We start from the raw sequence: 20,779 nt of genomic DNA on the forward strand, positions 1-20,779 counted from the left end.
GCACCAACTGCAGGCCGCTTAACCTTTAATGTCGATGAGCCAGAACCTCCGTTCCGAATAACCTGAAACTGTCTCAAATCATCTGACGACGGACACTCCGGATAAAATTTCCGTATCGCGCTTTCATCTTCGCCAAGAATTCCCGCAAGCGTTAATTCCAGGGCGGCGGTTTCGGAGTGATATTCCAATCCTAGTCCAATCCGAGCCCGCCCTTCGGATTGTTCCTCGCAGCTCTGTTGTTCTGTGATTGAAAGCTCCGCCAGAAAATCGCGACCTGCTTTCAGGATCAAAGCGTCACCGTTCGAAAGCAAAGAAATGATTTCTCGCGCGTCTTCGCGTTCATGCTCCGCCGTGCTCGTAAATTGCGGCTTTCCGTAAGGCGCGAGTGCAGCCTGCAAATCTTCCAGCGAGAATAATGTTTCCACTTAAATCACTCCGGCCGATTTGATTAAATCTGACAATCTCGGATCGTTAATCGCGCGCGCCAAATCGACCATTGCATGCCATTCGCCATCAGGAATGAATTCGCCCGCCAATTTCCGCTGGCGAGAGCCCATGAATGCCCCCTTGGTTTCGGAACCGATGACATATTTCCGCCCGCTATGGTTCTCTGCTTTCTCTGTCTTTTTCAGCGCGGCTTTGATCCGGCGGGTTGACATCTGTTTTTGCGCACGCGCCCGCGTGTCGGCAGTCTTGTAGGATAATTCGCCCGTTGCGTGACGGTCCGCGACCTTCTCAATTGAAAGCTTTTCGCCAATAAATTCGGCGTTGCGCTTCGTTTGATATTGGCGTTTCGAAATGGACGCTGTTTTCGACGTGACGCGCTTTACCGTCGAAGGGACATATCGTTCGGACAACGGCGAGAAGCCCGCCTTAATCAGTTCCGATGGATCAAGCTTGCGAAATTGTATCGACGTGGCGCGCTCTAGCCGCCGGGCAGTTCTTTCGCTGAATTGGCGGCGAAGCCATGACAGGAGACCCATGGCTTAAACCTCTTTCTTGGTAATGAGATGCGGCAACGCCGACGTGCGCTTTGTATCGGCGCGTCCGGCGCATCGAAACAGTTCGGTCACATCTCCGACAATTGTCAGATGATCGATGGCGCGAGAAACCGAAGTGTAGACACTTGATTTCGAGACGAACCGCGTCGGACGCGCCGTCACGAGGATCACCTGTGCAAATTGCGATCCTTGCGCCTTATGAACCGTCATCGCGTAGCCGAAGGCAGTGTGTTCCGGCAATCCGGCTCCGACCTCCGCCCGCAGTAACCGGACGTGACGCTCGTCACGGCGACCTCGTGCGGCGAACAGCAGGTCTAGCGTGTCGGGACCGACTGCGGTCACAACGCCGCGTTCGCCGTTGAAGATTTCGCAGTCAGTTTGCTCGCCATCTTCTCCAGGCGTAAGAGACGCCGCCGCATAGTTATTTTTCGTGACGAGCAATAAGTCTCCGGGTTCGACACGAGGTCCAAAACCAAGCGTCTTGCGAATATCGATATTGAGAGACCTTGTGCCATCATCGCCAACGTTCGCAGGCGTCAAGACCACGATGTCGGCATTGTCGACACTGTGCTCGTTCAACTCGCGCCATAGGTCTCCGGCAATCCTTCCGCGTTCGCCGAAGCGCGCGGCGATATAGGAAACGCCTTTCTTGTAGGATGCGAGGGACCAGCCTAAATCATCGGCAAGCTCGTCCGGAGGCTCGCCTTCTTCGGCGAGGATGTCTGCGCAGAGCGTGCGAATACCTGAATTGTCGGTCCGATAATTGCCACTCAGCCTTGTAATCGGCAGAGCGTCTCCCTCAATCAAATCGGCAAACGGCTTGCCAGCGCCAATCGGCGGAAGCTGATTGACGTCGCCGACGAAGACATAATGTTTCGCGTGCGCGGCCTTGACGAGATGCGCGGTAAGAAGCGAATTCGTCATGGAGCTTTCTTCGGATATGAACGCCCCGCACGAAATCTCTTTGCGTCCCGCAAGTTCTGAATTGTCATCGCCGCACTCGGGGTCCATGCCAAATGCGCGATGAATTGTAGAGGCTTTGAACTCAATCACTTCGCCGTCGCCGGTAAAGACTTCGGCGGCGGATGATGCGATAGACGCGGCGCGACCGGATAAGGCGACGCATCGGATATGATCCTCGTCGCCGGGGAACAGTAGTCGGGAGGCGGCGTTTGCGATGGCGAGGATCGCGGTTTTGCCAGAGCCAGGCGGGCCTGTAATGACGGAGACCTTGTGCTCGAAGATGCGACGCACTGCGGACGCTTGCTCCGGATCAAGTACAAAGCCGGGCCGGTTGAGAAGGTCCGCCGCGTTGGCGATACACCTATCAACAATCGCTTTGGATTTGCCTTTAAGAGCGGTTTTCGGGTTGTCGGCGATAAACGCGGCAATACGGCGCTCGGCTTGAATGATCGGCGCAAATCCGAAGAGGCGAACGTTATTGGTTCCAAACAAGTCTTTTTTCTCGAATGAAAAATCTTCGACAAAGCCAAGCGTTTTTAGCGCAGACAGCGCTTCAATCGTCGTCTCGCGTAATTGTTGAAAATTTGTCCATGCTGCTTCGCAAAGATCGTCAAGCGGTACAATGCTATCGCCTGGCATTTCGGCGCGACGGATTAGCGTATCGATGACGATGGCGCGAGAGCGTTCGCTTGCCAAACCTTTGGCGTCGAACGCAAACGCGAAACGATCTGCTTTGAGAAACGATTGTTTGCCAGAGTAGAGAAACTGGTAGACCGATGCGTCGCGATCATAAGCCTTCGCCAGGGCGCGGCTTTTCGAAAGGGTTTCGCCCGCGAAGCGGAGAGTGTTCACAACGCGAGACGAGAGCTTTCCGTCTCCCTTACGAGCGGCGACTTCGGCTGCGACTGCGGCGAGAATAATTTCGATTTTCGCGGTAGAATAGCGCGTGGTCTCTGACAAGAGAGAGGGCGCGGCGGTCAGAATGGAAACGAAGTCCGCGCCGAATTTCTTAAGCAGAGCCGCGCAGGTATCGGAAGGGAGACCGTCGATTTTGGCGCTAGAGGATTTTGGCGCGTAAGGGATTGCTTCGAGGGACGTCGCATCGAAAATTAGCGCGTTGGTTTTCCAAGGATGCGGACGTGTTTTTCCATCGATGATTTCAAGAATATCGGTAACTTCTAGCGGGCGCGCTGATATAGGCTGTTCGAATTGAATATCCGACACGACATTTTTGCCCGAACAATTGAGATACTTCGCAAAGGTTTTTTGTTGTGCTGTTGAAATAAGGATTTCATAGCGAATTGTTTCATCCGGTCCGAAAAGCCGTTTCGTGATAATCGGGTTTGAGAGGCGAAATCCAAGGGAAGCATGATCTAGGGGCGCTTTGGATTTGGCGCTGCGAGGGCGCGTGGGCGCGTTCATCGGGCGGCCCTTCCAACAATACGCGGACGAGGGGCGTCGCCACGTCGTGGGTGTCCCTCACCGTCGTCAGAGCCGCCTCCGTCACTGGCGCGTGCGTGGCGTTGCGCGGGTGAGCGGATTGCGCGGACAGTGCGGCGGGCGATGGGGCGGAGGATCAGGAAGGGACGGCGGACAATGCCTTCGAGACGGTCGAAGGCCATATCTACGCGCCGACGCCAGATAAATCTATTCCATGCCTCAATGGCGATTTCAGGCTGTGTGGGGGCGGGCAATTCTTCGACGCGGACGAAATCGACAGGGTCTACAGCAATTATGCCAAAGGGGATTTGAATATCGTCGGTTTCATTGTGAAGCGCTTGCTTTAATTGGGTGGAATTGTTATATCTCGCCATGACGCAATAAATCCTTTTCGGGTGTTGCGTGATTGCCCTGCCACAGGCATTTTATTCGAAGACGGAGAACCCCCTTGCACGGCGAATGCGGGGGGTTTTTCTTTATGCGCTCCGCTGTACGCCGAGCCGCTCAACCTTTTCCCGCAGCGCCTGTCGAGTTAGCTCCGCGCGAGTAGTGCCATGGGCCGCCGCGACCTCTCCCAACATGACGTATTCCGGCCAAGAGACAGACGTCGCGAGCGTGACGATGGCACGACCATCGCGCGTGGCTTTGCCGTTTTTAAGCTTGCGGTTGAGTTCCATCGAAAGGGGTCTCCAAACATCGTCTCCAAGAAGGTAAGATAACTAAACGTAATTACAAGGGCAAAAGCGCCGTCAAAACACGATTTATACTGCCTCACCCGCCCATAGGCCTCGTCATAGACTTCAATCTAGGGGTATAAATCTGGAAAAACTGTAAATTTGCGTGGGAACGCGAATAACGCGATGCAAGGCAGAGATGTCGAGACTTCGGAGTATTTCGACGGGAAGCGGAAGAACCGCGAATAAGCGCTAGAAGTGAGAACTTTCCGAAACAAATGACGGAATAGGCAAAACCGGATCAAACTGGAGATAACAGAAACATTCGTTCGTCAAAGCAAACAACACGCAGAATGCAAAGCAAACGCTAAAAGCGGGAGCAAACGTTAAAAGCCGAGAAATGCCGAAAGAAACGGAAAAACGGCCCAAAGAAGCGCGTCATTCCGGCAATTAGGTAAAGTTGCCGAACACACTTAGGCCAACGCCAAGAACGCGGTCGAGGTCGAGGGTCCGGCCGTGCTCGCGGCAAGAACGAGGGCGACGGCCAGACCTCGGCGCAAGTCCGCGCTCTCGCGCGAGGGCGAGGCTTTGCACTAGGGATAGTGTGTAGCACAGATACAACAGATGTGCGAAATGTCACACATACTAGATGTTGTCGCTACCGGACCCCCCGTTCCCCCCATTGACCGGATTGCGCGCCTCGAAAGCGCCCTTTCGCCGCAACCGGGACAAGCGGCGAGCCACGAGTGGTGATCGGGGCGAAGCAGACGAAGGACTTGCGGGACGAAAGACCCGCCAGACGAAAGACCTGCCCAAAGCCGGCCCATAATTATGCGGCGGTCGACTTCCTCGCCGGACCTTTGTCCCTGCGGCGCGCTTCTTCAAAACGCTGCATGATCACAAAAACCGATGGCGCGAAGACGACGGTGAGGAGGGTCGAGCCGAGCATTCCGGTGAGGACCGCGATGCCGATCGACTTCTGCGCGTTCGCGCCGGCTCCCGAACTGAGGACAAGCGGCACGACGCCAAGAATAAAAGCGAAGGAGGTCATCAGGATCGGCCGAAAACGCGCGCGCGCCGCTTCGATCGCGGCGCTGGCGATACCGCGCCCTTCCCTGATCCGAAGCTCGCGTGCGAACTCGACGATGAGAATGGCGTTTTTGCTCGACAGCGCGATCAGCAGGATCAAGCCGATCTGCGTGTAGAGGTTGCTCGCGACGTGCAGCGCCAGCAGTGCGAAAGCCGTTCCAAGCAGGGCGAGCGGCACCGAGGCGATCACGGTCAGAGGCGCGATCCAGCTTTCGTATTGGCCGGCGAGCACAAGATACACCAGCAGCAGACTCAACGCATAGATCCAGTAGATCTGATTGCCGACCTGCTTCTCCTGAAACGACATTTCCGTCCACTCGAAGCCGGCGCCGGCCGGCAAGGTGTCGGCCGCGATCTGCTCGAGAACCGACAGGCCCTGCCCCGAACTGTAGCCCGTCGCGGTCCCTGTGATGATCGTCGCGGCGGGATAGAGATTGAACAGGCTGATGAGCGGCGGCCCGGCGACGGTCTTGATGTTGGCCAGCGTGCCGAAGGGAACCATGTCGCCGGAATTGTTGCGCACCTGCAGGGTTTTCAGCGATTCCTCGTTGACGCGCGCCGAGGCCTCGGCCTGCACATAAATCTGGAACACCCTGCCGAACCGGTTGAACTGCCCGACGTAACTGGAGCCCATGTAGGAGCTCAAGGCGTCGAGGGCGCTGCCGAGCGGAACGCCGAGCGTTTCCGTTTTGACGCGATCGAAGGTCACGTCGAGCTGAGGCGCGCTCGCCGAGAAATAATTGCGGGCGAAAGCGAACATCGATTGCTGCGCCGCCCGACGGCTGATCGCGTTGGCCAGTTTCTGAAGTTCGGCGTAATCGAAGGAGCCGTTGCGCAGCTGCACCTTCATCGTCGAGCCGGCGGAATTGCCGACGCCCTGGATCGGCGGCGGCGGCACGACCAGGGCGACGCCGTCGGGCAGGACTTTCATCCGCTCCGACAACGCGGCGTAAAGCCCGCGCAAATCCTCTCCCTTGCCGCGCTCGCTCCAATCCTTGAGGATGACGTAGGCGACGCCCGCATTGGACAGGCTGGCGTTGTCGTTCAGCGCGGCGATTCCGGAGATCGCGACCACCTGTTCGACGCCCGGCTGCATCTTCGCGCGCCGTGTGACGTCATCCAATGCGCGCGTCGTGCGCTCCAGGGAGGCGCCGTCCGGGAGCTGCACCGCGACCACGAAATATCCTTGGTCCTCGATCGGCATGAAGGCTGTCGGAACAAGGCTGAGGGCATAGACGGACAGAACGACGAGCGCCGCGACGACCGAGCTCATGAGCGCCGCCCGCTTCACCATGAAAGCGATCAGCCGGGCGTACCAGTTCTCCGCCGCGTTGTAGGCCCGATTGAAGCCGCGATAGAAAAAGTTCCTTTCCTCCGGCGGCGTCGACGGCCGCAGCCAAAGCGCGCATTGCGTCGGCTTCAGGGTGAGGGCGTTGACCGCGCTGATCAACGCCGTCGCCGCGATCACCATGGCGAATTGCCGGTACATCTGGCCGCTCAGGCCGGGCAGGAACGCCGCCGGCACGAAGACCGCCATCAGCACCAGCGTAATGCCGATGATCGGACCCAGAAGCTGGTCCATCGCCTTGATCGCCGCGTCATGCGGCGTCATTCCCTCGTCGATGAACTTCGCCGCGCCCTCGACGACGATGATGGCGTCGTCGACGACGATCCCGATCGCGAGAATGATCGCGAACAAAGTCGAGAGATTGATCGTGAAGCCGAAGGCCGCGATGGCCGCGAAGGCGCCGATGATGGTGACGGGAACCGTCGTCGCCGGGACAAGCGTCGCGCGCCAGTCCTGAAGAAAAACCAGGATGACGATGAGGACAAGCAGCGCGGCCTCGATCAGGGTCTTGTAGACGTCATGAATCGCCACCGCGACGAACTTCGTCGTATTGAAGGGAATGGTCCATTTTATCCCCGGCGGAAACGACGGCGCCAGCTCGCGCATTTTCGCCTCGACGCGTTTTGCGACGTCAAGCGCGTTCGCCTCCGGCAACTGGAAAACGGAGAGTCCCGCGGAGGGATGACCGTCCAGCTTGAACGTCTGGCTGTATTGCTGCGCGCCGAGTTCTATCCGGGCGACGTCCTTCAGCCGGGTGATGCTGCCGCCGTTCGTCTGCTCGGCCTTGACGATGATGTTTTCGAACTCCGCGGCGTCGTCAAGATTGCTCGGCACGTTGATCGTGTATTGAAACGCCTGGCCTGGAGGAACCGGCGGAATGCCGACCTGCCCCGCCACGGTCGAACGGCTTTGCAGATTAACCGCCTTGATCACGTCGCTCGGGGACAGCTTGCGGGCCTCGAGCTTTTGCGGATCGAGCCAGATCCGCATGGCGTACTGACCGGCTCCGAAAATCGACACGCTGCCGACGCCGTCGAGCCGGGAGATCTGGTCGAGAAGATTGATCGTCGCAAAATTGGAGAGGTACAGCCCATCAAATTCGTCGCCAGGCGAGGACAAGGAGACGATTTCCAGGATCGACGTCGATTTCTTGTTTGTCTGCACCCCTTGCGTCTGCACCGCTTGCGGGAGAGTCGGAAGGGCGGTCGCGACCCTGTTCTGCACAAGGATCTGCGCCTTGTCCGCATCGGTTCCGATTTTGAACGTGACGGTCAGCGTGTATTGCCCGTCGCTGGTGCTCATCGACGACATGTAGATCATGCCTTCGACCCCGTTCACCTTCTGCTCGATCGGCAGGGCGACATCGCGGATGACCGTCGAGGGACTGGCCCCCGGATAGCGCGTCGTCACCTGTACGGTCGGCGGCACGACGTTCGGATAATGGGCGACCGGAAGGTTGAGCAGCGAGACCAGCCCGAGGATCACGATCAACAACGCGATGACGTTGGAAAGGACCGGGCGCTCGATAAAGAATTTTGCGATCATGGCGCGCCCGGCGGCGGACTCGCGCCGCCTTGAACGGGATGAACCTTATTGCCCGGCACCGCGAGTTCAAGGCCCCCGACGACGATCCGCTCTCCGGCCCGCAGGCCCGACTCGATGATTCTGAGGCCAGGGTCGACCTGCTCGCCGACGACGACCACCCGCTGCTCGACGATATTCTTGTCGTTGAGGACAAGCAGATAGCGGCCCTGCTGGCCCGTGGAGAGCGCGACCTCCGGAGCCAGCAAGGCCTCGGCGTTCCTTTCCACAGGCACGCGCACGCGCACGAAGAGGCCCGGCAACAGCCGCGTGTTCTTGTTGTCCAGAACGGCCCGCACCGTCAGGGTGCCCGTACTCGAATCGATTTGCGGCGCGACATAGTTGATCGCGCCCTCGTGAGGATAGCCGTCCTCGGTCTGGAGTCCGATCCCGACCGGGATGGGACCGAGATCCTTCAGCGAGAGGCCCATGCTTTTCAGCCGCTGACGGATCTTGAGCACCTGCTGTTCGTCGATATTGAAATAGACATAGATTGGATCGGTCTGGACAATGGTCGCGAGCTTTGTCGGACCATTGGCTCCGACAAAGGCGCCGGGGTCCGCGAGCCGGGCCGAGACCGCGCCGTCGAACGGCGCCGCGATGGTCGTATAGTCAAGATTGCGGCTCGCCTGCGCCACCTGGCCCTTTGCCTGGGCGAGGGCCGCGAAGGTGGAATCGCGTTTGGCCTTGGCTTCGTCGAGGGAGGCGACGGAGGAGGCCTGACGCGCCACAAGCTCCTGTTTGCGTTTCAGATCTGCGTCAGCCTGAACGAGAAGCGCGGCCTGCTGGTCCTGCGCGGCGCGGGCGATGTCGAGCGCGATCTTGTAGTCGTAGGGCTGGATCTGAAACAGCAGATCGCCCTTTGCGACCCTCGCGCCGTCATTGTAGCCTACCTTTTCGATGAATCCCTGGACGCGCGCGACAAGGTCCACCTTGTTCACGGCCGCGGTCGCGCCGGTCAGTTCGATGAACAACGTGACGCTTCGCTGTTCAGGCGTCACAATCGTGACGTCGGGGGGCGGCGGCGGCTGATAAGTGTTCCGGTCGCCGCAAGCCGCAAGCATGACAAGCATGGGCAGGGCGCCGGCGGCGGCGATGACGCCCCTGCGCGGTTTGGCCGCGATCTCGATCATGGCGTTCCCGATCAACCGTAAAAAATTCCGGTTTTGACTGTGAGTCCGTTTCAAACGCCCGGTTAAGCTGACGCTCGCCGGGCGGAGAGCCAGGACTTTCCCGCTTTTGAGGTCGCTTGCCATAGGACCGGCATAGGGTCTACCTTTATCGTCATAATGACATTCAGAATCAGATTTTTCGTTGCGGAAATCCACGTGGAAATCCTAGCTTCGGTTTCTGGGAAGGCGTTTTGATGAATGTTCGACGAGACTGACGCCACATCAAACGAGAGCAGGCGACAGCGTGACGGCCTCCCGGCCGCGTCCGCCAGCCCAAGCGAAGATCCGTCAAAAACCTTGCGCCAGGCGCGCAAGCCGTGGATGCGCGGTCTCTCGGCGTTGAGACATTGGTGGCGGCCTTGGAAAGATCGCCTTTTTAGCGCCGATCTCGCCGCGGTTCACTTTATCGCCCGGTCGGCGCGCACCGCCGCCGGACGCCAATCCGCGATCATCGTGAGCAAGCTGGGCGACGGTTGGCTTTATCCGTTGCTTGGCCTATTCGTGTTCGAATTCCTCGGGGATCAGGAAAGAAGGGTCATCCTGCTGGCGGGCGTCAACGTAGGGCTGCTGCATTGTCTCTATCCCCGGATCAAGCGCTTCGTGGGCCGGCCGCGCCCGTTCAATTCAGACCCGACCTTGTCGCCGCCGTTCAAGGCCATCGACGAGTTTTCGTTTCCGAGCGGGCACGCCATGACCCTCTCCGGCGCTCTCGTGCCCATCGTTCTTGCCTGTCCCGGCTTCTCCCTCTCGGCGGCCGCGCTGATGCTGACAATGGCGTGGGCGCGGATCGCGACGACTCACCATTATCCAAGCGATATTTTCGGCGGAATTCTGCTCAGTCTCGCCCTCGCCTATCCCCTTTCGGCCTGGGCTCTTGCGGAATGACCCTCCCTCACGAAACGATCCGGGGCGAGGATGCGCAAGGATTCGGAGCAGAATGAAGCGGATCCTCGTCGTCACCGATACATGGCGCCCTCAGGTCAATGGCGTCGTCCGGTCGCTTGAAGCGCTTTCGGCCGCCGCGCTCGAGCTCGGCGCCAGCGTTCAGTTCCTGTCGCCCCAGGGCTTCCGGTCGTTCCGCATGCCGACCTACCCGGAGCTTCGGCTCGCCTTGACGACCGCCGGGATCGTCGGACGGCGGATCGAAGCGCTTTCGGTGGACCATGTCCATATCGCCACGGAAGGCCCTCTTGGCTTCGCCGCCCGCCGGTACTGCCTGCGAAACGACATCTGCTTCACCACGAGTTACCATACGAAGTTTCCCGAATATGTCTCGGCCCGCGCCTTCGTCCCCAAAAGCCTCGTTTACCGCTGCCTGCGCTGGTTCCACAATGCCGGGTCAGGCGTGTTCGTCTCGACGGACAGCCTCGCGGCCGATCTCGAAGCCAGGGGCTTCAAACAGTTGATGCACTGGTCGCGCGGCGTCGATCACGATCGCTTCCGCATGCGGGAAACCTCCGTTCTCGATTTTCCCCGGCCGATCTTCCTGTCGGTCGGCCGGCTGGCGGTGGAGAAGAACCTGAAGGCCTTCCTGGACCTCGATCTTCCCGGCACGAAAGTCCTCGTCGGCGACGGGCCGGACCGGGCGAAACTTGAAGCCGCCTACCCGCAGGCCCGCTTTCTTGGCTCACGCAGCGGCGACGAACTCGCCGAGATCTATTCGAGCGCGGATGTGTTCGTTTTTCCCAGCATGACCGACACGTTCGGCATGGTCTTGCTGGAGGCGATGGCGAGCGGACTGCCTGTCGCCGCCTTTCCCGTTCCGGGGCCGCTCGACGTGGTCGGCGAAAGCGGCGCGGGCGTCCTCGACGAGGATTTGCGAAGCGCCTGCCTGAAGGCTTTATGGGTGCCGCCATGGAAAGCCCGCGCCCACGCCGAAACCTTCAGCTGGCAGGCGAGCGCGCGGCAATTTCTGGAAAATCTGTCGGCGGTAGACCCCTCTTTCACCATCGGGCTTGCGAACACCTGACCCTCAAATGTTCCGGCGCCGGGATTCACGCGCCGCCCCATGAAATTGCGGCGGTTCGCTCCGCGGCGCCCAACTCCAAAGCTTGCGATTCAGGGATCCGCGCCTTACCTCTCGGTCGTACGCCGAAGCCGGCGACCCGTCGAACCGGGCGCCGCTGGTGGTCGCCCAAGCCTAGGTCAACGCGTCAGGAGAGCCAGAAGTGCCCTTTCTCAGCATAGGCTTCATCATTGCGGCGAGCGTCTGGGCGGCTCTCTCCCTTTATCTGTCGATGCGTCAGGTCTCCTATGTGCTGGCTCGCCGCGACGCCGTCCCGGCGGATTTCGCCGGCGCGATTTCGCAGGAAGAACACCGGAAAGCCGCTGACTACACAGTGGCGCGCGAACGGTTCAGCCGGTACGAGACTCTGATCGAACTCGCCCTTTCCGCGGCTTGGGTTTTCGGCGGGATCAACCTCCTTTACGGCTCCCTTGCATCGGTCCTTTCGCCGTCGCTTTGGCTCGGCGTCGCTTTCTTCATCGGAACGATGGCCGTCGGCGCCATCGTGTCCCTTCCCCTCGATCTCTACAAAACCTTCGTCCTCGAGCAAAAGTTCGGCTTCAACCGGACGACGCTCCAGACTTTCGCAGCGGACCGCGTCAAGGGGGCCGTGATCTTCCTTGCCGTTGCGGTTCCGCTGCTGTTCGCGGCCCTCTTCGTCATGCGCGCCTTCGCCGGTCTGTGGTGGCTGTGGGTGTGGCTTGGCCTCGTCGTCCTGATGGTCGCCGCGCCGACCGTGTACGTCCGGCTGATCGCGCCTCGCTTCAACCAGTTCGCGCCGCTCGCCGACGAGGCGCTGCGGCTTCGCATCGAGCGGCTGCTGAACCGTTGCGGATTTCGCTCCTCGGGTCTCTTCACCATGGACGCGTCAAAGCGCTCCGCCCACGGAAACGCCTTTTTCATCGGCTTTGGCGCGGCGAAGCGGATCGTGCTGTTCGACACGCTCCTGTCGCACAGCACCCCCGAGGAGGTCGAAGCCGTCGTCGCCCACGAACTCGGGCATTTCAAGCATCGGCATGTTCTCTACTCGATTGTGCGCAGCGCGATCGTCACCTTCGCCGCGCTCGCAGCCTTCGGCTGGCTCGCAAAACAGCCCTGGCTGCTTCCGGCGTTCGGGATCGGCTACAAGGACGACGCGCTTGCGCTCTTTGTCTGCACGCTCCTCGCCTCCGTCGTCGGTCCGCTCGCCGCTCCCGTCGGCAACTGGATTTCGCGCCGCAACGAGTTTCAAGCCGACGATTATGCGCGCCAGAACGTCGGCGCGGGCCCCATGGTCAGCGCTCTGACCAAACTGGCGCGAGACAACGCCTCGACGCTGACGCCCGACCCGGTTTACGCCCTGGTCAATTACTCGCATCCTCCAGTGCCGATCCGCATCCGGCATCTGCGTCGCGCGGAAACGCCCGGCTCCGGCAAGATGGCCGCCCCCATCTCGGCCTGACCGCGCGCCGTCCGGCTCACCCCGCCCTCAAGCCATCACGGGCCGGCGCAGCGCGAGCATCCGTTTCAGCTCCGGAATGCACGAGCCGCAATTGGAGCCTGCCTTGAGGCTCTTTCCGATGGAAGCGACATCGTTGCAGCCGGCCTCGATCGCGGCCTCGATCCGGCCGCGAGCGACGCCGAAACAGGCGCAGACGTTCGGCCCTTCGTCCGGCATTCCGCTTGCGCGTCTGCCGGACAGCAGGCTCCGCCGCGCGGCGGGATCGAGGCGTTCATCCGCAAAGGCCTCGCGCAGGACTGTCCAGTCTGACGGCGGCGTTTGCGCCGCGAGAAATGACGCCGCGACCAGGCGATCATTAAAGATGAGGCCCGAGCGAAAGACGCCCTGGCCCGTATCCCTGAGCGAGAGCGCAGACGCCTCGCGCGGCCCAAGCCCCCGCAGGGCGTCCACCCATTCCTCGTCCGGGGCGTCGGTCTCGACGCGGGCGGTAAAGCCGCCCTCGATCGCCTGCCACGCCCAATAGGATTGCGCGGGCAAAGCGGCGCGCCGCCGCGCGAGCACGAACCCGGCGCGGCGCATCTCGACCGGCGCCAAGGCGACCGGCGTCGCCTTCGCGTCGGGCTGTCCCGATTCCGGATCGACGCAGCGATGGACCAGCGCCCCGACGCACGAATCGCTGGAGGTTTCATGGCTCCAGTGGATCGGCGCGAACACCTCGCCGCGCTGCTGCGTCCCGGTTACCTGCACGCGAAAGATCGCGGCGCCCTCCGCGCTCGCGACGCGCGCCAGGTGGCCGTCCTTTAGCCCGGCCGAAGCCGCGTCGTCTGGATGAATCGAAAGGCAGGGTTCGGCGCTATGGCCGCCAAGGCGCGGCGAAAGGCCTGTGCGGGTCATGGTGTGCCATTGATCGCGCAGCCGGCCGGTATTGAGAAGGAACGGGAAGCGGTCCGACGTCGCTTCGGCGAGCCGGGGCGGGTCGATGGGGATGAATCTCGCCTTGCCGGACGCCGTGTAGAACAAACCGTCGGAGAAAAGACGCCGCCGTCCCGAAGCCTCGCCGCGACGGACCGGCCATTGCGCCGGGGCGAGGCTGTCGTAGTCCCTCGGCTTCAGATCGGCGAGGCCGCTGATGTCGAAATCCCGTGCGCCGTCGTTTTCGAACCCAGAAAGAGCCGCGTGTTCGGCGAAAATCTCCGAGACGTTGTTGAATTCGAACCCGGCGAAGCCGAGGCGCCGCGCCGCCTGAGCCACGGCCCACCAATCGGGCCGCGCTTCGCCAGGGAGCGGCAGGAAAGGTCTCTGGCGCGAGATGCGGCGTTCCGAATTGGTGACGGTTCCGTCCTTTTCGCCCCAAGCCGCCGCCGGCAGGATCACATGCGCGCCCGCGCGCAAGGTGTCGTTGGAGCGGACGTTCTCGGACACGACAAAGAGTTCGAGCTTGCCCAACGCGGCCCGCACCCGGTTGACGTCCGGCAGGCTCACGGCGGGATTGGTGCCAATGACCCAGAGCGCCTTCACCTCACCCCTACCGATGGCCTCGAACAGATCGACGGCTTTGAGGCCCTCGCGGACCGCCATATTCGGCGCGTTCCAGAATCGCCGCACCCGGTCGATGTCGGCCGGCGAAAATCCCATATGCGCGGCCAATTGATTGGCGAGGCCGCCGACCTCGCGCCCGCCCATGGCGTTCGGCTGGCCCGTCAGCGAAAATGGTCCCATCCCTTCCCGGCCGATGCGTCCCGCCGCGAGATGGCAATTGAGGATGGCGGAGACCTTGTCGGCGCCCTGCGAGGACTGGTTGACGCCCTGACTGTAGAGCGTGACCACCCGTTCGGTCGAAATCCAGAGATCGAAAAATTCCTCGACGTCGCGCTCGCTGAGCCGCGCGGCCGCGGCCGTCGCGGCGATGGTCGGCGCGATCTGGCGCGCGCGCGCCAAGGCTTCAGTGAAGCCCTCGGTGTGCGAGTTGACGAACGTTTCGTCGACATGGCCGCGATCCGCGAGCTGGACCAGCAGGCCGGAAAACAACGTCCCGTCCCGTCCCGGCGCCACGGAAAGATGCAGGCTGGCGGCCTCCGACGTCGCGGTCCGGCGCGGATCGATGGTGACGAGGCGCGCGCCGCGCCGCTCCTGGGCCTTCGCCATCCGCTGAAACAGGACCGGATGGCACCAGGCCGCGTTGGACCCGGTGAGCACCAGGAGATCGGCCTCGTCGAGATCCTCGTAGCATCCAGGCACCGTATCCGACCCGAAGGCGCGCTTGTGCCCGGCGACCGACGAGGACATGCAGAGCCGCGAATTGGTGTCGACATTGGCCGAACCGATGAAGCCCTTCATCAGCTTGTTGGCGACGTAATAATCTTCGGTGAGCAGCTGGCCGGAAAGGTAGAACGCGACCGCATCCGGTCCGTGCTCCGCGATGATGCGCCCGATGTTCGACGCGACATGATCGAGCGCCGCGTCCCACGTGGCGCGCGCGCCACGAACAACCGGATAAAGCTGTCTCGTCTCCAGCCCGAGGGTCTCCCCGAGAGCCGAGCCTTTGGAGCACAGGCGGCCGAAATTCGACGGATGCGCTTCGTCGCCCTCGATCGCCGCGCCGCCGGCGCCGTCAGGGGAGGCGAGCACCCCGCACCCGACGCCGCAATAGGGACAGATCGTCCTGACCGCCGCGCGTCCGAGGCGCGTTTCCGCCAGCGTGTTCACGCGGCCTCGCTCAATGACGACGCCGCCTGTCCGAATGCAAGGGTGTCCCGTATCGATTCAATCGACGCTCCGGAGCGGATCAGATCCTGATACCAGAGCCCGTCCACTGCGTCGCCGAACAGCACCGCGCCGACGAGGCGGCCGGCCTCGATCACCAGCTTCTTGTAGACGCCGGCGGCGGGATCCTCGAAGACGATCGCCTCGCGTCCCGCATCATTAAAATCGCCAGCTGAAAACAGTGCGACCCCCGCGATCTTGAGATTGGTGGCGAGCGTGGAGCCCGCGAAGGCCGCGCGGGAATCGCCGGTAAGACGCCGGGCGAGAACCTTCGCCTGTTCATACGCCGGCTCGACGAGGCCATAGGCGACGCCGCGATGTTCCGCGCATTCCCCGAGCGCGAAAATGTCGGCGTCGCTCGTCGCCATTGCGTCGTCGACGACAATCCCACGGTTGACGGCAAGTCCCGCCGCGCGCGCGAGGTCCGCGTTCGGCCGCACGCCCACCGCGCAGACGACGAGGTCCGCCTCGATCTGAATCCCGTTCTTGAGCGCGACGCCCTCGGCGCGATCCGTCCCGACGATGAAATCGGTTTCTGCTTCGAGCATCACCTCGACGCCCTTGGTCCTCATCGCCTCGGCGAGGAGCCGCGCGGCGGACGCGTCGAGTTGGCGCTCCATCAGGCGGTCCACGACATGGATCAGCGTCACCTTCACGCCGGCTTTCGCAAGACCATAGGCGGCTTCAAGACCAAGAAGGCCGCCGCCGATCACGGCGGCGCGGCGACCCAGCGCCGCTTCGCGAAGCATCGCGTCCACATCGCCCATGGTCCGAAACGTCATGACCCCTTGCAGGTCCATGCCAGGCCGCGGCAGCCGGATCGGATGCGAGCCGGTGGCGAACACGAGCTTCGAATAGGGAAGCTCCAGCCCGCTCTCAAGACGAACCGTCTTCGCGTTCCTGTCGACGCCGGCGACCGGGGAGCCATAAAGATTGGTGACGCCGCGGCCTTCCCACCATTGCGAGGGTTTCAGTTCGATGTCGGCGGCGGCGATCTCACCCGCAAGGACCGACGACAAAAGGACGCGGTTATAGGCGCGGAAGGGTTCCGCCCCGATCACGACGATCGCATACCGGCCGAGGGCCCGCGCCGACAGTTCATCGGCGAGGCGGGCCGCCGCCATCCCCTGCCCCACGATCACCAGTGGCTCGCTCATCGCAGCTCCGCTTCGCCGTGAGGACGGCGCTCTGGCGCTCTCACGCCGCCTCCACGAAATGCTGACGCTCGTAGAGAAATCTGAGAACGGATTCGCGCGCGCCGATGTAGGCGGGGTCGGCGGCCAGTTCGAGCCGCTCGCGGGGTCGTGGAAGCGGAACGGACAGAACCTCGCCGATGGTCGCCGCGGGGCCATTGGTCATCATCACGATCTGGTCGGACAGCAACACAGCCTCATCGACGTCGTGCGTTATCATGAGGACCGTATTGCCGAGCGAGCCGTGAATGCGCATGAGCGAATCCTGCAGATGCGCCCTCGTCAGCGCGTCGAGCGCGCCGAACGGCTCGTCGAGCAAGAGAACCTTCGGCTCCATCGCGAGTGCCCGGGCGATGCCGACGCGCTGTTTCATTCCGCCCGAGATTTCCGATGGACGCTTGTCCCTGGCATGGACCATCTGAACGAGCTCAAGATTGTGCATTGTCCAGTCGTGGCGCTGCGCCCGCGTCTTGGCGCCGCTGAACACTTTGTCGACGGCGAGGCGGACATTCGCGTAGACGCTGAGCCAGGGCAGAAGCGAGTGGTTCTGGAACACGACGGCGCGGTCCGGGCCGGGACTGTTGACCTCCCGGTTATCGAGAATGACGCCGCCAGTCGTCGCCTGCGTCAACCCCGCGACGAGATTGAGCATGGTCGACTTGCCGCAGCCCGAATGGCCGATGATCGAGACGAACTGGCCTTTCTCGACGCCAAGGTTGATGTCCCGCAGCACTTCGCTCTCAACGCCGCGGCGGGAAAAGGTCTTTCCGACCTGATCGATTTTAAGGTAGGGCTGGCTCATAGTCCTCTCGCTTAATTCTGTGTTGTGCTGCGCGCGACGATCGCGCCCAGTCCGCCGACGATGCGGTCGAGCGCGAACCCGACGAGGCCGATATAGGCCAGCGCCACGACGATGTCGGAGAGGCGCGACGAGTTCCAGGCGTCCCAGATGAAAAAGCCGATCCCGACGCCGCCGGTCAGCATTTCCGCGGCGACGATGGCGAGCCAGGAAAGTCCGATTCCGATCCGCAAGCCGGTGAAGATATAAGGCGCCGCCGACGGCAGCATGATCTTCCAGAAGAATTCGAGATGGTTCAGCCGCAGCACCGCGGCGACGTTGCGGTAGTCCTGCGGAATGTTGCGGATTCCGACCGAGGTGTTGATGAGAATCGGCCAGATGCTGGTGATGAAGATCACGAAGATCGCCGACGGCCGGCTGTCCCGGAACGCGGCGAGCGCGATCGGCAGCCAGGCCAGCGGCGGAACCGTGCGCAGGACCTGGAACACCGGATCGAGGCCGCGCATCGCGAGATCCGACTGGCCGATGAGCGTGCCAACGAGCACGCCGGCGACGGCGGCGAGGCCGAATCCATACATGACCCGCTGCAGCGAGACCAGCACCCGCCAGCCAAGACCGATGTCCTGGGTTCCGTAATCGAAGAACGGATGCACGATCAGATCGCGCGAATCTTTCCAGATTTGCGAGGGCGACGGCAGGGCGGAGCCGGGCCTGCCGCAGGCGATCTGCCAGACGATCAGAAGAAGGATAAGAGTGACGAGAGGCGGCAGCAGATAGGTGACGATCCATTGCCCGACGGGCGGCATGTTCGACAACGCACTGGGGGCGGGCCCGTTGTATTCGTGAGCCTTTTTCGCAGCAGGCGGCCGCGCGGGCGCCTCGTGGCCGGCCTCGGATTGAGGATCTTTGGAAATCGCCAAATCCATGATCGTCCCTTCCTTTCGAAACAAAATGTCGGTTCTGGCGGCCTGCGACTCGCCGTTCATTCAAGCGACGCGCTTGATCGCAAGGCTTGCGAGATAGGCGGATGGATTGGCGGGGTCGAAAACCTTGCCGTCGAAGAAGGTTTCCTTGCCTCTCGAGGACGTGGCGGGGACGTCCTTGCCCGCGACGCCAAGGGTCTTCGCGGCCTCGCGCCACAGATCCTCGCGGTTCACCTTGTCGACCATCGCCTTGATGTCGGTCGAAGGCGCATATTTGCCCCAGCGGATGTCCTCGGCGACGAACCAGGAATCGTGGCTCTTGAACGGATAGGAGACGCCGCCAGCCCAGAATTTCATCTGCAGACCGGTGTTTTTGGCGACCCGGCCATTGCCGTAATTGATGTCGCCCTTGAGACGGCCGAGGACGTCGGCGGGCGGCACATTGAACCATTGGCGGCGGCCCAGAATGTCAGCCATTTCCGCCTTGTTCTCCATCTTGTCGCACCATTGCTGGCCTTCCATCACGGCCATCAAAACGGCTTTGGCGGCCTTCGGGTATTTGTCGACCCAGGCGGCGCGCAGGCCGAGCGCTTTCTCGGGATGGTTTTTCCAAATTTCGCTGGTCGTGCACGCCGTGAAGCCGATTCCCTGATTGACGAGCTGCTCGTTCCAAGGCTCGCCGACGCAGAACGCGTCCATGTTGCCGACCTTCATGTTCGCCACCATCTGCGGCGGCGGCACGACGATGGTCGATACATCCGTATCGGGATCGATGCCGCCGGCCGCGAGCCAGTACCGGAGCCAGAGATCGTGGGTTCCGCCGGGGAAAGTCATCGCGACCTTCACCTCCTTGCCGGCGGCTTTTTTCGCGGCGAACGCGGCTTTCAGCGGAGCCGAATTGAGGCCGACCTTGATGTCTTTATATTCGTTGGCGACGGAGATCGCCTGACTGTCGTAGTTGAGCCGCGCCAATATATACATCGGCGTCGGCTGGTTGTTCTGGGTGACCTTGCCCGCCGAGATGAGATAAGGCATCGGCGACAGGATATGCGCCCCGTCGATTCCATTCGCCTCCGACCCGAGGACGATGTTGTCGCGGGTCGCGCCCCAGGACGCCTGCTTCGCGACCTCGGCGTCCTTCAGACCGAATTTTTCAAAAAACCCTTTTTCCTTGGCGATGATCAGCGGCGCGGAATCGGTGAGCGCGATATAGCCGAGAACAACCTTGCTGATTTCGGGGCCGTCGGCGGCCGCGAAGACGCCGCCCGGAAACGCGCTTTGCGCCGAATAGACAGCAAGTCCCGCCATCGCTTTGGCGGCGGAGCCGAGGGCGGCTCGCCGCGTCGCCTGCGCGGTCAACGGCGAGGACGCCTTCTGATCTGCGGCCTTGTCTGACATTCTGGAGCTCCGCTCAAAAAAAAGCCGCTGACCGCCGACGCTCGGTCAAGCGCGGGTGGACAGCGGCGTTGCTGATCACGGGCCCTTCATTGGACCCATATCACTCAAAGCGAATTTTATGCCGCTGGCGAACCAAGGGCCCGAAGAAGGCTGAATCCGCCCACGCGCGCCACGTCCGAGCTCCGTACAGGAACGCGCCCAAAACGCGCCCAAGCTGCCGGATTATAGCGAGAGACGACGGCGCGGCCTCGCGGACGACGCGAAGTCAGGGGCCGGGAGAAAGGTCAAGATCCAAGGGGAGGACGCTCGGCCCAGCGGGCGCGTCTCCAAGGTCAGGACGGTACACTGAAAGGGCAATTGCTTCGTTTTCGGGTAAACTGACTACCTGGTGGGCATCGACCATTTGCCGGAACAGCCAACGCGCGTGGTCGCGATTCGCCCGCGTCGCCTCCCGGTCGAGCCGCAGCGTCGCCAGCGGCGAAGCGCCGGACCGTGGCGCCAGGATATCCCGCAGCAGCGCGGCGGAAATGCGCGCCCATTCTTGCTGGGTGATTGCGGCCTTGACGAGAAGCTCGACCAGCGCATCGAGATGCGCGGGGTCGGCGCTCCAGTCAGCGGCCTCGCGGATCGCGGCTGAAAGGGCGCTGACGCATGGCCGGTTGGCGAGGGCGAAACCGGCCCGGAGCGCCAGCACCTTCTCGGGACAATTTGCGACGATCTCGCGGGAGGCGTGAAGGATTCGTCCGGCCCCCGCCTGCGCCGCGACAGAATTCCAGGGAGCGCCGACGCAAAACCCGTCGATCGACCCGTTCGCGAGGCTCGCCGCCATGAAAGGCGGCGGCGTCACCATCAGCCGCAAATCCGCGTCGGGATCGATGCCGCCCGCCGCGAGCCACAGCCGCAATTGATAATGGTGGCTCGAAAACGGAAACACATGCGCGAGCGTGAGGGGCGGACCGGGTTTTTGTCGACGACCGCAATGAGAAAGC

At 62.0% G+C, this 20,779-nt stretch carries 14 protein-coding genes and 1 pseudogene; 3 read left to right on the top strand and 12 right to left on the bottom strand.

Going from position 1 to position 20,779, the window contains the following annotated elements; all coding sequences use genetic code 11:
- The 6 genes from BM177_RS16025 to BM177_RS16055 all read right to left on the bottom strand — a co-directional run.
- On the bottom strand, positions 1-425 hold a 425-nt coding region (locus BM177_RS16025), incomplete at its 3' end, for a hypothetical protein (RefSeq protein ID WP_139223672.1).
- Positions 426-983 (bottom strand): hypothetical protein, encoded by a 558-nt coding sequence (locus BM177_RS16030; RefSeq protein ID WP_091685582.1) that lies wholly within the window; start codon positions 981-983, stop codon positions 426-428.
- Between the two features lie 3 nt (positions 984-986).
- Complete coding sequence (locus BM177_RS16035; RefSeq protein ID WP_091685585.1) at positions 987-3,386, bottom strand: ATP-dependent DNA helicase; 2,400 nt, start codon at positions 3,384-3,386, stop codon at positions 987-989.
- A gap of 494 nt (positions 3,387-3,880) precedes the next feature.
- Positions 3,881-4,081: a hypothetical protein gene (locus BM177_RS16045; protein WP_091685589.1), complete on the bottom strand. Its 201-nt coding sequence runs from the start codon at positions 4,079-4,081 to the stop codon at positions 3,881-3,883.
- Positions 4,082-4,907: 826 nt separating this feature from the next.
- Positions 4,908-8,060 (bottom strand): efflux RND transporter permease subunit, encoded by a 3,153-nt coding sequence (locus BM177_RS16050; RefSeq protein ID WP_091685592.1) that lies wholly within the window; start codon positions 8,058-8,060, stop codon positions 4,908-4,910.
- Positions 8,057-9,229 (bottom strand): efflux RND transporter periplasmic adaptor subunit, encoded by a 1,173-nt coding sequence (locus tag BM177_RS16055; RefSeq protein ID WP_244532388.1) that lies wholly within the window; start codon positions 9,227-9,229, stop codon positions 8,057-8,059. Before BM177_RS16055 ends, BM177_RS16050 begins: the two co-directional genes overlap by 4 nt.
- Before the next feature lie 237 nt (positions 9,230-9,466).
- Between BM177_RS16055 and BM177_RS16060 the strand changes: the two genes are divergently transcribed.
- From BM177_RS16060 to BM177_RS16070, 3 genes are all read left to right on the top strand, one after another.
- On the top strand, positions 9,467-10,153 hold the full coding sequence (locus tag BM177_RS16060) for a phosphatase PAP2 family protein (protein WP_244532389.1): 687 nt from the start codon (positions 9,467-9,469) through the stop codon (positions 10,151-10,153).
- A 52-nt stretch (positions 10,154-10,205) separates the two neighbouring features.
- Positions 10,206-11,237 (top strand): glycosyltransferase family 4 protein, encoded by a 1,032-nt coding sequence (locus tag BM177_RS16065; protein ID WP_091685595.1) that lies wholly within the window; start codon positions 10,206-10,208, stop codon positions 11,235-11,237.
- A 199-nt stretch (positions 11,238-11,436) separates the two neighbouring features.
- Positions 11,437-12,714, top strand: a complete 1,278-nt coding sequence (locus tag BM177_RS16070) for a M48 family metallopeptidase (RefSeq protein WP_091685597.1) — start codon at positions 11,437-11,439, stop codon at positions 12,712-12,714.
- Positions 12,715-12,741: 27 nt separating this feature from the next.
- On the opposite strand, the gene BM177_RS16075 is transcribed toward BM177_RS16070, so the two are convergent.
- The 6 genes and pseudogenes from BM177_RS16075 to BM177_RS16100 all read right to left on the bottom strand — a co-directional run.
- Positions 12,742-15,420, bottom strand: coding sequence for a nitrate reductase (locus BM177_RS16075; RefSeq protein ID WP_244532390.1), 2,679 nt, complete (start codon positions 15,418-15,420; stop codon positions 12,742-12,744).
- Positions 15,417-16,634 (bottom strand): NAD(P)/FAD-dependent oxidoreductase, encoded by a 1,218-nt coding sequence (locus BM177_RS16080; RefSeq protein ID WP_091685600.1) that lies wholly within the window; start codon positions 16,632-16,634, stop codon positions 15,417-15,419. The genes BM177_RS16075 and BM177_RS16080 overlap by 4 nt, the downstream gene beginning before the upstream one ends.
- A gap of 40 nt (positions 16,635-16,674) precedes the next feature.
- Positions 16,675-17,472 (bottom strand): ABC transporter ATP-binding protein, encoded by a 798-nt coding sequence (locus BM177_RS16085; protein WP_091685602.1) that lies wholly within the window; start codon positions 17,470-17,472, stop codon positions 16,675-16,677.
- An 11-nt stretch (positions 17,473-17,483) separates the two neighbouring features.
- On the bottom strand, positions 17,484-18,395 hold the full coding sequence (gene ntrB / locus BM177_RS16090) for a nitrate ABC transporter permease (RefSeq protein ID WP_091685702.1): 912 nt from the start codon (positions 18,393-18,395) through the stop codon (positions 17,484-17,486).
- Between the two features lie 60 nt (positions 18,396-18,455).
- Entirely contained in the window at positions 18,456-19,790 is a 1,335-nt protein-coding gene (locus tag BM177_RS16095) for a CmpA/NrtA family ABC transporter substrate-binding protein (RefSeq protein WP_091685604.1), read from the bottom strand.
- A gap of 265 nt (positions 19,791-20,055) precedes the next feature.
- A pseudogene (locus tag BM177_RS16100) lies at positions 20,056-20,763 on the bottom strand (ABC transporter substrate-binding protein); the annotation flags it as partial.
- Between the last annotated feature and the right edge of the window lie 16 nt (positions 20,764-20,779).

This window comes from Methylocapsa palsarum (assembly GCF_900114285.1).
In the GTDB taxonomy this organism is placed as follows: Bacteria; Pseudomonadota; Alphaproteobacteria; order Rhizobiales; family Beijerinckiaceae; genus Methylocapsa; species Methylocapsa palsarum.

Bases quoted from the DNA above. Each gene is read 5' to 3' on its own strand.
- BM177_RS16030 (WP_091685582.1), bottom strand. From the start codon at position 983: ATGGGTCTCCTGTCATGGCTTCGCCGCCAATTCAGCGAAAGAACTGCC.
- BM177_RS16035 (WP_091685585.1), bottom strand. From the start codon at position 3,386: ATGAACGCGCCCACGCGCCCTCGCAGCGCCAAATCCAAAGCGCCCCTA.
- BM177_RS16045 (WP_091685589.1), bottom strand. From the start codon at position 4,081: ATGGAACTCAACCGCAAGCTTAAAAACGGCAAAGCCACGCGCGATGGT.
- BM177_RS16050 (WP_091685592.1), bottom strand. From the start codon at position 8,060: ATGATCGCAAAATTCTTTATCGAGCGCCCGGTCCTTTCCAACGTCATC.
- BM177_RS16055 (WP_244532388.1), bottom strand. From the start codon at position 9,229: ATGATCGAGATCGCGGCCAAACCGCGCAGGGGCGTCATCGCCGCCGCC.
- BM177_RS16060 (WP_244532389.1), top strand. From the start codon at position 9,467: ATGTTCGACGAGACTGACGCCACATCAAACGAGAGCAGGCGACAGCGT.
- BM177_RS16065 (WP_091685595.1), top strand. From the start codon at position 10,206: ATGAAGCGGATCCTCGTCGTCACCGATACATGGCGCCCTCAGGTCAAT.
- BM177_RS16080 (WP_091685600.1), bottom strand. From the start codon at position 16,634: ATGAGCGAGCCACTGGTGATCGTGGGGCAGGGGATGGCGGCGGCCCGC.
- BM177_RS16085 (WP_091685602.1), bottom strand. From the start codon at position 17,472: ATGAGCCAGCCCTACCTTAAAATCGATCAGGTCGGAAAGACCTTTTCC.
- ntrB (WP_091685702.1), bottom strand. From the start codon at position 18,395: ATGGATTTGGCGATTTCCAAAGATCCTCAATCCGAGGCCGGCCACGAG.
- BM177_RS16095 (WP_091685604.1), bottom strand. From the start codon at position 19,790: ATGTCAGACAAGGCCGCAGATCAGAAGGCGTCCTCGCCGTTGACCGCG.